We start from the raw sequence: 15,981 nt of genomic DNA on the forward strand, positions 1-15,981 counted from the left end.
ATTCATAGTTATAACTGTTATAACTACCATTAAATTTTTAAGGACGGTTATAAAAATGAACAATGACGCCAGGGCGAAATGCATAATGACAATGTATGAGATATACCCTATCAGCAGAAAACTGGTTTTCGATACATTTGACAGAAAAAAATATGACATCACTCGGACTCAGCAGATAATAATGCTCTCGCTTTCACTCTGCGGAACGCTTACGATGTCAAAGCTTGCGGCAAAGATAAACACTTCCAACGAGCAGGCTACCAGAGCGGTCGCACAGCTTGTTGACAAAGGCTTTATCGTCAGAATGCATAATCCTGAGAACCGCCGTGTGATAAATATAAAGCTTACGGAAGAGGCTGAAATATTTTTCAATAAAATGAAAGCGGAGATAATAGACGATCTTATCGAAAAATTCTCCTGCTTGTCAAATGAAGAAATGGAAGAGTTCAGCCGTTCGCTGGAGAACGTTTCGGACGTATTGAAGAAGGTCATGAAGTAATGGGAAATAATAAGAAAAGCTCATGCTGTGAAAGCTGTTCAAACTATGTTTTTGATGAAGATTTTGAGCAGTACAGCTGTATGGTAAACCTTGATGAGGACGAAATGTACCGTTTCCTCAGCGAAACGAACTACTCCTGTCCTTATTACAAGACAGACGATGAATATGCTGTCGTCCGCAAACAGAATTAAATATTACGAAAAAGGCTTTACGCATTTTATCTGCGTAAAGCCTTTGCTTATTTTCTGTCAGTTTCGTCAAGCTTTTGTCTGAGCTTTTCTATCTCATCGGAAAGCGGATCACTCTCTGCGGAGGAATAATCTCCTGCGTCAGCTCTCCCCTCTTTGATGTCAACATCACTTTCCCACTTATCAAAAAGCTCGTCAGCGGTGCTGCTGTCTTTCATTTCATTGTACGTCTGCCTTGCATCAGCGGCAGCCTCCCTGCCTTTAAGGGAATTCATACGCTCTTTCAACTCGTTTATCTCCGCAGCCATCTGATCGTATGTTTTTTTCAGCTGCTCAATACTGCGGCATATCTCCTCATACCGCTGAGTGATGCCCGCTTTTTCCTTTTCAAGCTGGTGCTTTTTCGCAAGGAAAGTCCTTGCGTCCTCCTCGCTGCCTGCTTTAAGAGCCTTTTCGGCAAGTCCCTGAAAACGTGATATCTGCTGATCGTATTCAGCAAGCTGACGTTCAAGCCTTACCCTATGATCCACAAGCTCCGCCAAGGATCTTTTGATATCCGCAAGCTCGATTATGCGGTCGGTGATATACTCGCTGATATCATTTTCACTGCTATATCTGTTTTTTATATCGCTTATCTCTGATGATGCGATATTTTTTATTCTTGAAAATATACCCATTGTCTTTTCTCTCTGTTAAATTATCGGCGGTTTTCATACTTGCCTGCAAGATTTTCAGCATTGTTATCCCCGAATTCATTTATCGGAGTATTGAGTATATCCTGCGCCGCTCTCATCTTGTCAGCCTTTTCCTGACTCTTCTTTTCAAGCTGTCTGAACAGGATAATAAGTCCCACAAGCACAACTATGACAAGGACAACTATCCATGTATGGCTCTTCTGCACCGTCATCATACGATCTCCCGCTTTTTCAAATGCAAGTGAGAAGAACTCATCGTCCTCATAATCTGAATAGTAATAATGATCCACATAGTCAAGCAGTATCTCTCTTCCCTCTTCGTCGAGAACAGTTTTGGCTGCATTTCCCACAGTGAGGAAAGATACATAATCACCCGAACTGTATTCGCAGAACACCAGCAGTGCATGACCTTCGTCATCAAAGAGCGAATCATATATCTTGTTTCCAAAAGCCTCCTGATCTGCCTGCGAATTAACATTGCCGTCAATGCTGTCGCATATATACAGATAGGGCTGAACGCCTGTCTTGCGGTAAAAATCCTTCATTCCCGATTCAAGGGTAAATGAACTTCCTATCCAGCCGAGGTCGTCGGTATAATATTCATCTATTTCCTTTACATAAGACGGATCAAGCTTTTCACGTTTTACGGTGGATCTCGTTATCTCCGAACTTCCGTTATTATAGCTCATGGCAAACAATACCACGAACATCAATATGCCTATGACAAAAAGCTTCACCATATGGAGCAGCCAGCCTGTTGCATTAAAGGTCATTCCCGGCTGTGTGAAGTAATAATTATTCCTTATCCTCGGGCCGCCGTAAAATCCATTATAGTAGCTGTAATTGTGGTGATGATATCCGCCGTGATACCCTCCGCCGAAGCTGCCGCCCGAACGGGAACCGCCATAGCCGCCTCTTGATGAATGTGAACTTGAGTGGGAGCTGAATCCTCTGCTGCCTCCGCTGCTGAAACTGTGGCCGCCGCCACCTCCGCCTCTGCCGCCTCTTCCCATATTTTCCTCCTGATAAAAGTATTACATAGGGAAATATCCCTACGCTAATAATTAATTTTACAAGATTAATTATACAATAAAATCTACATAATGTCAATCATATATGTTAATCAAAAATTCTCCATGATGAAAACCTTTGATAATTTTAAATTATATATGCTGTGTTATACTTATTTTATGTAAGATAACAAAATTATCCCTTCAAGGAGATCATATATGTTACACCTGAAAAAGAATTCACTGAAGATAAGAAATGCATTTGTTCTTATTCTCAGTGCAGTTATTTATTTCATATTATTAATCTTTCTCTCCAAATGCTCTCTGAGCGAAAGCAGCTTTAATATCGGCAGCAACTCAGTTAAAGTATACAGCCTTTGCGGCGTACTCTCGTCATTGCAGATGCTTGCAAGCCTATGTGCGGTCGTAATATGCAAGCGGACGGGATTTATACAGTTTGTTATAATATATATGCTGAGTTTCATGCACCTTATCGCTCAGATAATATTCAAGAACAACTGGATGGCACTGCCGGGCGTTCTGACTACATTTGCAGGGCTTGTAACTATCTGTGTAATATGGCGTTATCTCCGTGATATAAACAAGAACAAAACTATAATCAACGAGATAACCGAAACCGATGCTCTCACAAATCTCCCTAACAGGCAGTGCCTTAATATGCTTATGAACAGGCTTGCCGACAGCGGAACTCCTTTTGCGCTGGCTATAATAGATATCGACAATTTCAAGAGCATAAACGATACTATGGGACACGATTACGGCGACGAACTGCTTAAAGAGATCACCCGCCGCTGGAATGGAGTTAAGCGAGATCAGGACTGCCTTTCACGTCTTGGCGGTGATGAGTTCGCTTTTATCATCACAGATTTTACTGACAAGACAAATATCAGCGCCCGTGGCGAACGTTATATGTACTGCTTTAAGGAGAAATTCACCATTAACGAAAAGAATTTCTACCCTACCGCAAGTATGGGCATCGCACTTTATCCAGACGATTCTAACGAACCTATGGAGCTTATGAAGTGCGCAGATACCGCTCTCTACATAGCAAAACAGCAGGGCAAGCACAGGATAAGCTACTTCAAGTCTTCTCAGCGTGACGACGTTATGGCGGATATGGAGGCGGAAAACATTCTCCGTCGTGTTATTTCGGAAGAAAGCTTTCAGATCTTCTATCAGCCGCAGTATGACCTTCACAGCGGTTCGCTCAGAGGTTTTGAGGCTCTGCTGAGAATATCCGATAACGGCGAGCTTGTACCACCTAAGAAATACATAGAGCTTGCAGAAAAGCTGAATATCGTTTCGGATATCGACAGGTGGGTAATAAAGAATGCACTGGCGGAATTTAAAAGCGCATTCGATATCGAACCTGCTCTCAAGCTTTCGCTGAACCTCACGCCAGAATTTATGTTGGACGAACTTTTCCTTTCGACACTAAAGGAAAATCTCCGCAAAAACAAGATAGATGCTCACAATGTCGAGATAGAGATAAACGAAAAGCTCATAACTTCTTATCTTAATAAAGCCAAGGAGCTTATAAACGAACTTCACAATATCGGCGTTTCGGTCGCCATAGACGATTTTGGCAGCAGCGGTATACTTAAACATCTGGGAGATATCTCTGCCGACACGATCAAGATAGGCTGCGGATACACGGCAGCTATCGGAAATTCTGACAGCAGGACCAAGTTCATCAAGGGCATTATCTCAATGGGTCACGCTCTCGGCAGCAAGATCGTTACAGTGGGTGTTGAAACCGAACAGCAGAAAGAGCTGCTCAAAGACTTCGATAATGATTTTATTCAGGGATTTCTCGTTGAAAAACCTGTGGATATCAAAAAGGCTATCGACATAATTTATGACGATGCCTGCAAATAGCGGATAAAAAAGCAGACAGCTGATTTAAAAAGCTGTCTGCATTTTTTGTGCTGTTTTATTTTATTGTTTTGCCTTTTCCGCTGTGTCCTCCTGCATGTGCCAGAAATTGTTGTACAGGAACACAAGCACAGCCATTGTAACGATGATGACATATCCGAGAAAACTCCAGCCGTCGGGGATATCTCCGAAAAAGAGAAATCCTAGAATGGTGGTGAAAATTATCTGCGAATAGTCATAGACGGATATCTCCCTCGCAGGGGCATATGTGTATGCGGCTGTTATGGAGAACTGTCCGCCTGCCGCAGCAGCACCTGCACCAAGCAGGCAGAGAGTCTGCGCCAAGGACATATGATGATAGTCGAAAGCCATAAACGGCAGCGTTACAAGACAGGAGAAAGCAGAGAAATATGCCACGATTATCGGGCCTTTTACTCCGTGCTGACCAAGATATCTGACGCAGGTGTAAGCAAGTCCTGCTCCCATGCCGCCCAGAAATCCCAACAACGCAGGGATAAAATCGACGTTTGAAAAGCTAGGTTTCATAATGAACATACTTCCCACGAACGCTCCCACTACTGTCAGCACCTGAAATGCCGTCAGCTTTTCTTTGAGAAAAATAAACGAGAACACTATTACGAAAAACGGCGACATCTTGTTGAGCATAGATGCGTCCGACAGGACCATATGGTCAATGGCATAGAAATTGAATATCATGCCTATCGAACCTGCAAAGGCTCTGACGAACAGCACCGCATTGTTCTTTTTGCCCTCGACCTTGAATTTTATATGATCCTTTTTCAGAATACCTATTGCAAAGAACAGCGCAACAAAATTTCTGAAAAATGTTTTCTGCATCGTCGGGAGATCCCCTGCCATACGCACGAATGCGAACATAAACGCAAAACTGAATGCAGATAAAATTATATAAAATATTCCTTTGTATTTTTGCTTTATCATTTCTATCGACTTCCTGATTTAATTTTTGTTATTTATCCCATGCATTGCCTCATGCTCTTTATGAAGATGCTCGGCAAGCTCGTTCACCGTCCAGCGCTGATTATGTGGAGTTGCAACCGCTTTCAAGTCAACCGAACAGCCGCACTCTCTCATTTCCACCACAAGCCCGCTGAGAACATTATTTCTAAATCCCGAAAAGATCATAAGCTGCTCACTGCATTCCTCTTTCTTGTCGCTCTCGGAAAATCCGTTAAAGCCGCACAGCCAGCCTATCTTCTGCCCTCCGCAGTCCTTGTCCGCAATAAAAAGCTCTGCCTTGTATTCTTCAAGCAGCTTTTTCAGCGTCGCTGCCTTTTCCTCATCAATATTAACAGCCACACATCTTGGGGGAGCTGTGATAATTCTTGATCTCATAAAATATACTCCTTTGATTTTATCCTGCAAATAATATTATACAATAAATATTGACATAATTCAAGTGCAAATATACGCACTGAGGGCATAAAAAAAGCTGCCCCTGCGGACAGCCTTTTAAATATCTTATTTGTTTATTCCCTATTTTTTCTCTTTTATAAAGCTGTACGGTTTGAAAAACAGTCCGTGTATGTTCAGCTTTCTGCATATTATAGATATGATCATAGGTGCGGCTGTGCTTATGAGCAGATTTGCAACAAGGCATATCGGGATATTCACAATACCGACCTTATCCATAACTATCCTTACTGCGGCAGTAAATATGCAGTGGATAACATATATCTCAAGGCAGTATTTACCGCAGATATTGAATATCCACACTTTTGAGAGGACTTCTATATGCTCAAATGCGGCGAAAAACATTACCGACAGACCTATCGCACAAAGGAATTTTACCGTGTGTTTAAGATATACATTCATATCGCCAATGCTAAGCAGCGGCAGCATTGCAGCTGAAACAACTATCATTATAACCACTGCGCCTTTGCTGAAAAATACGCTCTTTCTGTTTCGCTGATATACTACTCCCATAGCAAAGAACAGGAGATAATACATTATCCTCTTTATCTCAAACCAGTTGTTTATGTTCACAAACATACTCAGCAGACCCAGCACAAAAGCCGCTGTCAGCATTATTTTATCATCAAGCATTCTTATTTTGCTTACTGAGAATATGAGGTAGAATGCTATAAGCACATAAAGATACCAGTAAGGCGAGATAGTCTTTCCGAATATAAGAAGTATATCCTTTACCGATACCGAGTTGTTCACTATCTTTCCGCAGACGAACTTAAACAGCCACATTACTACGCTGAAAATAACATACACACCCAGCAGATTAAAGATCTGTTTCTTTACCCTGTCCTTTTTAAGGCCGCCGTTTTCAGTTATATAAGCGGTGCTGAACAAAAATCCGCTGACCATCATAAAAAGATACATATGGAAAGAATAGATATATGTATAAATATTGCTCCACACATTATAGGCTGAACCTGTGCTGTCGCCCATATATCCGTCTGCAATATGACCGATGACAACAAATATCATAGCAAAGCCTTTAAGGCTGTCTATGTACTTTATTCTTTTGCTTCCTTTAATTTCGTTTATATTATTCATAAAAATGCCCATGCAATAAAACACAGAATTTTACTGCATGGACTTTTCCTCCGTTTCTGTCAGGAAATTAACCCTGCTGGATATATCTCTTCAGGTCGTTTGCATTTACGCACTTTTCAAGAGCGACCTCCATTGAGATAGTTCTTGATTTAACAAGTTTTGCAAGCTCCTGATCCATTGTCTGCATTCCCATTGCCTTACCTGTCTGCATAGCTGAACCGATAAGGTGTACCTTGTCGTCACGGATCATTGCCTTGATAGAGTCTGTTGCGTTAAGTATCTCACAGCAGGCAACACGGCTCGTTCCGTCGAATGTACGGCAGAGGGTCTGTGTACAGATACCAACAAGTACTGATGCAAGCTGTGTTCTGATCTGGTGCTGCTGGTGTGCAGGGAAAACGTCGATGATACGGTCGATAGTTGACGCTGCGTCTGTTGTATGAAGTGTGGACATTACAAGGTGTCCTGTTTCTGCGGCGGTTACAGCGGCTTCGATAGTTTCAAAGTCACGCATTTCTCCTACGAGGATGATATCCGGGTCCTCACGGAGTGCGGCACGGAGCGCCATGGAGAAGCTCGGAACGTCAGGACCGATCTCTCTCTGGTTTACCATACATCTCTTATGAGCGTGCATATACTCGATAGGGTCTTCGACTGTGATTATGTGTGCTGATTTATGAATATTAACGTGGTCGATCATAGCAGCAAGAGTTGTTGACTTACCTGAACCGGTAGGGCCTGTTACAAGCACAAGTCCACGAGGACGCATTGCAAATTCTGCAAGTACAGGAGGAAGGTCAAGGTCTGCCAGCGTCGGGATATCGTTTCTGAGAAGACGGAGAGCGATAGCTGTGTTTCCTCTCTGACGATAAACATTGACTCTGTGACGGAAGCCTCTTGATGAAACGTATGTAAAGTCAGTATCTATATGATCCTTGATCTGCTGTCTTTGCTTATCTGTACACATATCCTCACAGATCTTAAGTATTTCGATCTCTGTCATATCAGGATATGAGGAAAGCTTTCTCAGGTTACCGCCCTGTCTTACGATCGGCGGGATACCTACTGTGAAATGCAGGTCCGAGCAGCCAAGCGCTCTTGCTTCGTCAAGGATCTTGTTAATATCAATAGCCATTATATTTTACCTCCAAATAATTTTCTGGTTTTTTAACAAATATACTAAATTCCCCTGCTTATACCGCATATGTTACACGGATAAGTTCATCCATAGAGGTCCTGCCCTCCTGAACCAGCTTAGAAACGTTATCTCTAAGCAGCAGGCAGCCCTGCTCTCTTGCAAGATCCTGTATCTCGTCAGCCTTTGCACCTCTTGTGATAAGAGCCTGCATCTCAGGTGTGGCAAGAAGGATCTCGTGGATAGCGGTTCTTCCTCTGTAACCTGTGTTCTTGCACTTAGGGCAGCCAACAGCCTCATAAACCTGTATAGAACTGTCTATACCCATAAGCTCATTTTCATCAGGTCTTGAAAGTCTTGCTCTCTTACAGTCAGGGCAAAGCACCTTAGTAAGTCTTTGCGCTACGATACCGATAAGGGAAGTTGCTACCATGTATGCCTCAACGCCCATATCCACAAGTCTTGTTACTGTGGAAGCAGCGTCGTTTGTATGAAGTGTGGAAAGCACAAGGTGTCCTGTGATAGCCGCTCTGATAGCGATCTCGGCAGTTTCTGCGTCACGCATTTCTCCGACCATTATGATGTCAGGGTCCTGACGGAGGATAGAACGGAGGGCAGCACCGAAAGTCATGCCGGCTTTATCGTTGATCTGACACTGGTTGATACCGTCTACCTTCTTTTCGACTGGGTCTTCAACTGTGATAACATTTACGTTAGGCTTAGCGATCTCACCGAGAGCCGCATAAAGCGTAGTAGATTTACCTGAACCGGTAGGACCTGTAACAAGTACAACTCCCTGCGGAACTTTAAGACAGGATTCAAATCTGTGGTAGTTGTAATCTGTCATACCAAGATCTGTGATCTTTCTGAGCGCAACGTCACCCGTTGCAAGGATACGGATTACGACCTTTTCGCCGTAAACCATCGGCAGATTAGATACACGGAGGTCGAGCGTAGTGCCGTCAACGACCTGTGACATACGTCCGTCCTGCGGGATACGCTTTTCGGCGATATTCATACCGCTCAGGATCTTGAAACGTGTGATAAGTGATGTATGAAGTGCGCTTGTTATAGTCATAAGCTCGATAAGGTCGCCGTTTACACGGATACGGATCTTTGTGTAATCCTTGAAAGGCTCGATATGTATATCCGTTGCGTCCTGTCTGTATGAGTTTTCAACTATCGCCGTAGCAAGCTTAACGATAGGAGCGTTTTCGATTCTGTCCGCTGTAAGGTCAAGCTCTTCGAGGTTGATCTCTTCCTCTTTCTCCTTAGTAGCCTCATCGACCACGGAGTTAACCTGTCCTGCTGAGTACATCTTACCTATCGCTCTGTTGATAGCAGCCTTTGTTGCCAGAAGAGCGGTGATGTTGCAGCCTGTGATAACTCTCAGATCCTCAAAAACATAGAAGTTGATAGGATCGTTTGTCGCTACCATCATACGCTTTCCGACCTTATTGACAGCAATTACATTATACTTTCTTGCCGTAGCCTCAGGTATTTTCTTTACGATATCGGGCATAAGCTCAGTATTGTCAAGGTCGATATACTGAACGTTAAGACGTTCCGCAAGCGTTTTGGCAAAGTCAACATCAGATACATATTTCATTTCTGTGACGACATCTCCGAAAAGCTTACCTTTTTCAGTTTTTTGCTTATCCAGTACCTCCTGAAGCTGCTGCTCTGTTATCAGACCTTTTTCAACAAGGTACTTTCCTATTGGTCCGTTTTTCATAGATATACTCCTGTCCCCGCAGTCAGATTTCTCGAAAAGCCATTTACCTACGGAATAAATAACTTTTTAAAAAAATTTTAAATCATTAATTATGTATTGTAATTTAGCGTTGAATGTGCTAAAATAAATATTACGGAATAAATCAGCGTTTCGCAATTTTATCGAAAGGAGGATAAAAATGGACAGCCAACTGATGATCTATTATACTGTAATTTATATCTTTGTATTTCTGTTCGGTGCCTGCATAGGCAGCTTCCTCAACGTCTGTATTTACAGACTTCCTAAAGGAGAGAGCCTGATAAAGCGCAATTCCCACTGTATGAGCTGCGGTGAACCGATACGCAGACGTGACCTTATCCCTATTATAAGCTGGTGTATGCTCAGGGGAAAATGCCGTAACTGCGGTGAGAAGATATCACCGAGATACACAGTTGTGGAACTGCTGAACGCAGTCATCTATCTGCTGGTATTTCTTCACTACGATGTTGCGATAGATCCGCTTTACGCATCACTCGTATCGCTGCTTTTCTCAGCGCTTATCGTGGTATTCTTTATGGACTGGGATACGCAGCTTATCAATACATATGTTGTAATTTTTATAGGACTTCTTGCTGTTCCCGAATATTTCTTCTGCAGAAATGTTACAGGACTGACATTGAAGTCACAGCTTATCGGTATGTTTGTTGTAAGCATTCCGCTGCTGATAATCGTGCTTGCGTCCCACGAAAGAGCGATGGGAATGGGTGATGTTTACCTTATGGCGGCGGCAGGACTTTTCCTCGGAACTCAGGGAATACTGGTCGCAATGCTCGCAGCATTGATAATCGGCTCGATATGCGGACTTATCATCAAACATATCAAAGGCGATTCAGTATTTGCCTTTGGTCCATACCTTTCAGTCGGAATCGGTATCGCCGTTATATGGGGCGATAAGATAGGCGAATGGTACATGAATTTCACAGGTCTGAATGAAACGCTTGCCGAAGAGGTAAGACTTATATTCAGCCTCTGCTGACAGACAGCAGGAACGGATATAAACCGCTATATGCACCGCTGAGAAATCGGCGGTGTTTTTTTTGTTTTCTGTATGTTCAAATCGTGCACCATTTTTACCCACAATTTTTCGCTCAAAAAATCCTCATAAAAACTTATGGGGATTTTTTCAGCAAGCGGCATTGCTGCCGCTTGTGAGAAATCATTAGTCTTATTAATCAAATGAAGCAGATACCAGATCGAAATCGTAGTCACTTGTATTTCCGCCGTAAAGTTGGATATATATGCTCTTTTCCTGATCCGGATTAATTGCACTGCTCATTGATACAGTCAATACATTACCTGAAATGCTTGTTGAACCATATGCATCGCCCCAGCCGCCGTTGATGCTTCCAACGGTATTGCTGAATGTAAGTGTAAGGGTTTCTCCGCCGGAACTTGCTTCAGTACCTAAGTTCTTAACCTTGATTTCAAGGTAGCATACAGGTCTGCCCCAGTTCATCTTCTGTGATACTGTTGATGATACTACCAGATGTGCACCTGACTCAGGAGCGTCTTCAAATACAGGTCTGAATGTGATATCATATGATAAACCTGTAAACGCTGTCAATGCTGTCTTAGTCTTGTCGCCGTCTTCAAACCAACCGACAAATACCTTACCCTCAGGAGCTGACGGATCAGCAGGAATCGTTATGTTGGCATTATTTGTGATACCCTCATAATACTCGTCATTGCTGATCTCAGAACCGCTTTCGTCCTGGAATATTACATGATACTTAGCTCTTTCACGATAGATCGCATAGTATTCATAATCGCCTGCCGCTGCAAATGATGAACCGTCAACAAAGTCTGAACCTGTGCCGTCAGGAGATGTATTCCATCTTTCAAAGATGTGAGCCTCATCACCTGTTCCTGTCATTGTGCAGTTTACTATCGAAGATGCGCCGAGTGCGCTGTTAGTAGCATTATCCTCGTAATATGCGACCTTGTTTTTCAGATTTGTATATGCGCCGAGGTCGTTTCCTGCGTCATCATAGCAGTCATAGAAGTATACAAATCCTTCTGGTGAAGCTACCAGAGATGAAATAAAGCTTGGTACAAATTCAAGATCCTCAGATACGCCCTCAGTCAGATAGTCACTAATGTTCTTATGTGTTGATGTTTCTATCTTATCGAGTGTGTACTGATAGTAATTTCCTGAACCGTCAGATGTTGTGTATGAAGCAAAGCTTACGTTTGCATACCATGAATCAATAACATTCTGTGGGATAGTAGAACCTGTTGTGATGGTCTTTGTATCAAGAACAGTTGTGCCATTTCTGTCAAGGAGCTTGATCTTGCATCTGTCTGAATTGGTAGGAACGCTCTTTGTGTAGAAAATGTATGTGTACTTCTTAGTGGTATCATAGAATGCATTCTGTCCTGCTGAAAGTCCGCCGGGATTTGATGCCTGTGTGAAAGTTGAGTAGTCGATAGCTGTACCATAGAGGTTTCCGCTGTCGTCCACTGCATTTGTGTAGTAGTCAGCCTTCATAGGAGTCTTGATGATGTTGATATTTACAAGTTCAAGATCTCTTGTCTGATCGTAATCAAGTTTGTTGAACACATATGAAGAACCGTTATACTCAGGGCTGTAAAGCTTCATACCGATAGACAGACACTTGTTCTTAGTGGTGTTTGAAAGTCTTGCGGTAAAATTGCAGCCGTAGTCGCTGAGTGTTTCCTCGCTGACAGCTAACTTTGCGTTTGTCAGGTCAATAGTTCCGCTGGCTGTCATATTAGCCTTGATTATAGAACCCTTTGCCCTTTTACGATGTGCAGGGGTATCTGTTGCGCTGTATGTTGAGAGAACAGAACCTCTGTTATTGTTGTTATCAATGATGATAACGTCTGTGAACTTGATAGTGCTTGCCTTTGCACCGCTTGAAGTCATAAGATATCCGCCGCTTACCTCAGGCATACCTTCGTAGTCCTCAAGTACGATCATATTCGTTGAATATCTTACCTCAGATTCAAAATAGTCCATAATGATATTTCCTATATCATTTGAATCTGCTGTTGAGAATGTGCGGTGATAGAAGTTGTTGATTGGCTTGATAAAGTTAAGTATCGCACCCATCATAATAACCATCATACAGGAAACAACGACAAGCTCAACCAGTGTAAAAGCCTTTAAATTTTTCTTCATCTGCCGCTGCCCCCTTATTCGCCTGACGGAACGAATTCTGCGTCAAATTCTTCTTCCGTCAAAAATGTTCCAGAATCGGTGTAGTATACAAAACCGTATCTCTGATCGTCGATATAGCCGTCCTGCGAAAGGTCGATAGTCACACCGTCGCCCGTGTCGCCCCATTCTTTAATGGTGACTGCGTTGGCAAGGTTTCCGCCGCCCATATCCTTAATACCGAACTTGACTGCTCCACCGCTTGCCATAACACCCTGTGTATTGAGTGCATTAAGCGGCATTGTGAGGTCGCCCTCGTTATCAAAGAACGCAAAGTTTGAGTTGCATGAGATATCCCAAAGCTTATCGTCGCTTGACCAGTTATAGATCGTGATCCAATACTCGCCCGCATTCAGATTGATCCTGTCGATAGCTGAGAAAAATCCCAGTTTAAGAACTTCATCGCTTGACTTTGAAGTATAGCCGTGAAGCTTATCATTTGTTATAGTATAGCCGGAGTCGCCTGCATTTGGAAATTCATATGTCATTGTCCATTTGTTAGCGCCCGTTTCAAGCTGATCTACGTCTGCGACATCATAGTCGATAACGCCAGAATAGTTTTCCAGCTTTGTGGTCTGCTCGTTAGTTTCAGTAAGTCTGGTCTTTGCCTTCGCCTGCGCCTTTACACAATAGGAAGCCGCCATTGTAAAGCCTGTGGTGATAGATGCAAAAACAGCCATAGCAATTATAACTTCAACTAAGGTCATACCCTTTTTATTCGCATTATTTTTCATGGATAATTCCCCTTTCTGAAATTATGAATTTGAATACTTAACAAGCTTGAATCCGCTGGTGTAGATCTGCTTGCTTCCCTTAGCCTTAGGGAGCATTGAGTTAGGTGAAACTTCCTGATAAACGATACCTACGTTGTTTGCACTTGTAATAAACTGATTACAGATTACAGCGCCGATGATACCAACGTTTGTATACGATCCGTCCGACTTGAGCGGAACGATGTTCATTGAAGTACCTCTCTGGAAGTTTACCGTTGCTCTAGGTGCATAGATAGACGCCTGAAGGATCATATTATTCGGTGATGTACTGAGTGTACAGCCCTCTGTAAGAAGGAAGATAATGTTGCCCTTTCCAAGGCTGTATGCGTCTGATATCTCCTGATCTGTTGGGTTTACCTTGTTTGAACCGTTGTAGAATGAGCTGTGGGTATAACTTTCAAAATCCATAAGCTTTCTCTGTGTTCCGCCGAATGTGAAAGTTGATGTTTTGAAAGTATCGTGATCGTATGTTGACTTTGAAGAGTTGTCAGCGCTGTATTCATCATTTGTTGTACCAACGCCCGAATCACTTACAAAGTAGCAGAATCTCTGATTGTCACCGTCGTCCTCTGTAGTTGAGTTTTTAACAAGGATAAGGTTCTCGTTACCCATATTTCCGCCGTTTTTAAGGATAACTACGATATCGTGTCTGCCGTCCTCATTCATAACAGCATTATCAACATCTATGAGTATCTTCTTGTTATCGGTGTAGTTGATAACACAGCTCTCTGTAACGATATAGTCGAAAGTTACGCTGTTTCCGTCAGAGTCTGTCGTAGCTGCTCCGCTTGTGTTTCTGAAAGATTCATCTGTGATCTCTTTTACAGTTGACTTGATGTTGTTTGAGCTGTCATACATAGCGGCATAAGTTTCCTTGATAGATGAAACTCCGCTCTGGCAAAGCATATGCTCAGGATAGTATACATACTGCTGAACTGTTGCTTCGGTAGTGTTGATAGCAGGTCTCTTTGATCTTCCGCCGTCATTTGTCCAATCTCTCTCAACAACGTTACTTATTGCGCCCTCAGGATAAACGTGCTTTCCTGGGAGAATGTAAAGTGTGCCACTGAAATCGAGCTGTGATGAGTTTACATTTACATAAACATCGCCTGAGCTGTAAATATCGCCGTAGATGTGGTTGTTTATGCCATTGAAATAAATGTTGCCGTTGAACTCTCCGCCAACATCATATGTGTAGATATTGCCGTATACAGTCTGTTCCTGTCCACGCTCACCTTCCATGGCAGACGCATAATCTCCGACCTTTTCAGCAGGCTGTACAGATGACTTTACAGCGTTCTGCAAAGCTGCAGGTGCAGAAGAAAGCTTTCCGAACACGATAGATGATGCATAGATATCTACCTGAGTTGTATTACTGCTGCCGACCTTAGTGTTGCTTACACCGCCCATAATAAGGCATTCGCCAACATTTATATAGTTGTATGTCGGTTCATCGTTATTTGTGCTGTCCTTGGTAAGATCACTCAACGCACTCGCACGGTTGCCAAAAGTAAGTGATCTTGAAACTGTAAGCGAACCGCCAGGTGTCAGATTTTCAGTTGAGCCGCTTATATAATAAGGGTTAGAACCGAGGGTAAAACCTGTACTGATAGTAACAGAACCGAGCATTGTCATATCGCCTCTGAACTTACTGTCATTTGCGTTAAGGTTATACCATGTGTTTTTATTGTGTGATTCAATCTCGCTGGCTGCGGTATTACCGTAAACTTCAACGTTGTTATAACCGTTGTTACCGCCTCCGTCTGTACCAATGATCTCAAGAGCGTTGTTCATAGGCTGCTTATCTGAGATCGGTTTGATAGAGAAGTATGCAACAACTGTCTGTTCCTCTCCGAGATACTCTGCTGTTGCGATAGCCTTAAGGTTATTTTCTGAGCCGTTTTCTTCAAGCTTTATCTTGCATGAACCCATTCCTCTCTGATATACGTCAGAAAGTTCATTTCCGAGTTCGTCAGTTACCTTAACATCTATTTCCTCACCGCTTGCGGCTATGTCCTGAAGCATCTGGATATTTGCTCTTGCCTGTTCATCGGTAGCAGAGCCTTCTGCGGAATATGTGGTAGCTTCTGTAACGAAACCTTCCAAACAGGAAGATGCCATAAAGTATGCTTGTTTTAAACGATATTCCTTATTTGTTCTAGTGTTGGTATGACCGACAAGAGAGATCCCTGCTGCGACCAGCACCATCATCATCATAGAAACAACAAGTACCGTAAACAAAACTGAACCTTGTCTTGATTTCGACTTGATTTTCATAATAAC

Annotated in this window: 14 protein-coding genes; 4 read left to right on the forward strand and 10 right to left on the reverse strand. The window is 42.8% G+C overall.

Features of this window, described 5'->3' with window-relative positions:
• The first annotated feature begins 55 nt into the window (after positions 1-55).
• Both Q0E19_RS04975 and Q0E19_RS04980 read left to right on the forward strand, forming a co-directional pair.
• Positions 56-499, forward strand: coding sequence for a MarR family transcriptional regulator (locus tag Q0E19_RS04975; RefSeq protein WP_294407950.1), 444 nt, complete (start codon positions 56-58; stop codon positions 497-499).
• Positions 499-690: a DUF6472 family protein gene (locus Q0E19_RS04980; RefSeq protein WP_294407951.1), complete on the forward strand. Its 192-nt coding sequence runs from the start codon at positions 499-501 to the stop codon at positions 688-690. Before Q0E19_RS04975 ends, Q0E19_RS04980 begins: the two co-directional genes overlap by 1 nt.
• A gap of 47 nt (positions 691-737) precedes the next feature.
• Here Q0E19_RS04980 and Q0E19_RS04985 read toward each other — a convergent pair whose 3' ends face one another.
• Together Q0E19_RS04985 and Q0E19_RS04990 are read right to left on the reverse strand one after the other, a co-directional pair.
• A complete protein-coding gene (locus Q0E19_RS04985; RefSeq protein ID WP_294407952.1) occupies positions 738-1,364 on the reverse strand; it encodes a PspA/IM30 family protein in 627 nt (208 codons plus the stop codon).
• 20 nt (positions 1,365-1,384) lie between these two features.
• Positions 1,385-2,395, reverse strand: a complete 1,011-nt coding sequence (locus tag Q0E19_RS04990) for a hypothetical protein (RefSeq protein WP_294407954.1) — start codon at positions 2,393-2,395, stop codon at positions 1,385-1,387.
• Positions 2,396-2,611: 216 nt separating this feature from the next.
• Between Q0E19_RS04990 and Q0E19_RS04995 the strand changes: the two genes are divergently transcribed.
• Complete coding sequence (locus Q0E19_RS04995; protein WP_294407955.1) at positions 2,612-4,291, forward strand: bifunctional diguanylate cyclase/phosphodiesterase; 1,680 nt, start codon at positions 2,612-2,614, stop codon at positions 4,289-4,291.
• Positions 4,292-4,351: 60 nt separating this feature from the next.
• Here Q0E19_RS04995 and Q0E19_RS05000 read toward each other — a convergent pair whose 3' ends face one another.
• The 5 genes from Q0E19_RS05000 to Q0E19_RS05020 all read right to left on the reverse strand — a co-directional run bounded on the left by Q0E19_RS05000 (position 4,352) and on the right by Q0E19_RS05020 (position 9,708).
• Positions 4,352-5,248: a DMT family transporter gene (locus Q0E19_RS05000; protein ID WP_294407956.1), complete on the reverse strand. Its 897-nt coding sequence runs from the start codon at positions 5,246-5,248 to the stop codon at positions 4,352-4,354.
• Positions 5,249-5,266: 18 nt separating this feature from the next.
• Complete coding sequence (locus Q0E19_RS05005; RefSeq protein ID WP_294407957.1) at positions 5,267-5,662, reverse strand: DUF3783 domain-containing protein; 396 nt, start codon at positions 5,660-5,662, stop codon at positions 5,267-5,269.
• 141 nt (positions 5,663-5,803) lie between these two features.
• Positions 5,804-6,838 carry an acyltransferase gene (locus Q0E19_RS05010; RefSeq protein WP_294407959.1) on the reverse strand — a complete coding sequence of 345 codons (1,035 nt, stop codon included), beginning with the start codon at positions 6,836-6,838 and terminating at the stop codon, positions 5,804-5,806.
• Positions 6,839-6,905: 67 nt separating this feature from the next.
• On the reverse strand, positions 6,906-7,973 hold the full coding sequence (locus tag Q0E19_RS05015) for a type IV pilus twitching motility protein PilT (RefSeq protein ID WP_294407960.1): 1,068 nt from the start codon (positions 7,971-7,973) through the stop codon (positions 6,906-6,908).
• A 58-nt stretch (positions 7,974-8,031) separates the two neighbouring features.
• On the reverse strand, positions 8,032-9,708 hold the full coding sequence (locus Q0E19_RS05020; RefSeq protein ID WP_294407961.1) for a type II/IV secretion system protein: 1,677 nt from the start codon (positions 9,706-9,708) through the stop codon (positions 8,032-8,034).
• A 178-nt stretch (positions 9,709-9,886) separates the two neighbouring features.
• Between Q0E19_RS05020 and Q0E19_RS05025 the strand changes: the two genes are divergently transcribed.
• Complete coding sequence (locus Q0E19_RS05025; RefSeq protein WP_294407963.1) at positions 9,887-10,723, forward strand: A24 family peptidase; 837 nt, start codon at positions 9,887-9,889, stop codon at positions 10,721-10,723.
• A 192-nt stretch (positions 10,724-10,915) separates the two neighbouring features.
• Here the strand turns inward: Q0E19_RS05025 and Q0E19_RS05030 are convergent, their stop codons facing one another.
• The 3 genes from Q0E19_RS05030 to Q0E19_RS05040 are packed head-to-tail and all read right to left on the reverse strand — an operon-like array spanning position 10,916 to position 15,975.
• Positions 10,916-12,889, reverse strand: a complete 1,974-nt coding sequence (locus tag Q0E19_RS05030; RefSeq protein WP_294407964.1) for a hypothetical protein — start codon at positions 12,887-12,889, stop codon at positions 10,916-10,918.
• A 14-nt stretch (positions 12,890-12,903) separates the two neighbouring features.
• Positions 12,904-13,659, reverse strand: a complete 756-nt coding sequence (locus Q0E19_RS05035; RefSeq protein WP_294407965.1) for a prepilin-type N-terminal cleavage/methylation domain-containing protein — start codon at positions 13,657-13,659, stop codon at positions 12,904-12,906.
• A gap of 21 nt (positions 13,660-13,680) precedes the next feature.
• The gene (locus Q0E19_RS05040; RefSeq protein ID WP_294407966.1) at positions 13,681-15,975 is read right to left on the reverse strand and encodes a hypothetical protein; all 2,295 of its coding nucleotides are present in this window, start codon (positions 15,973-15,975) and stop codon (positions 13,681-13,683) included.
• Between the last annotated feature and the right edge of the window lie 6 nt (positions 15,976-15,981).

The sequence above is a fragment of the uncultured Ruminococcus sp. genome (assembly GCF_934476685.1).
GTDB lineage: Bacteria > Bacillota > Clostridia > Oscillospirales > Ruminococcaceae > Hominimerdicola.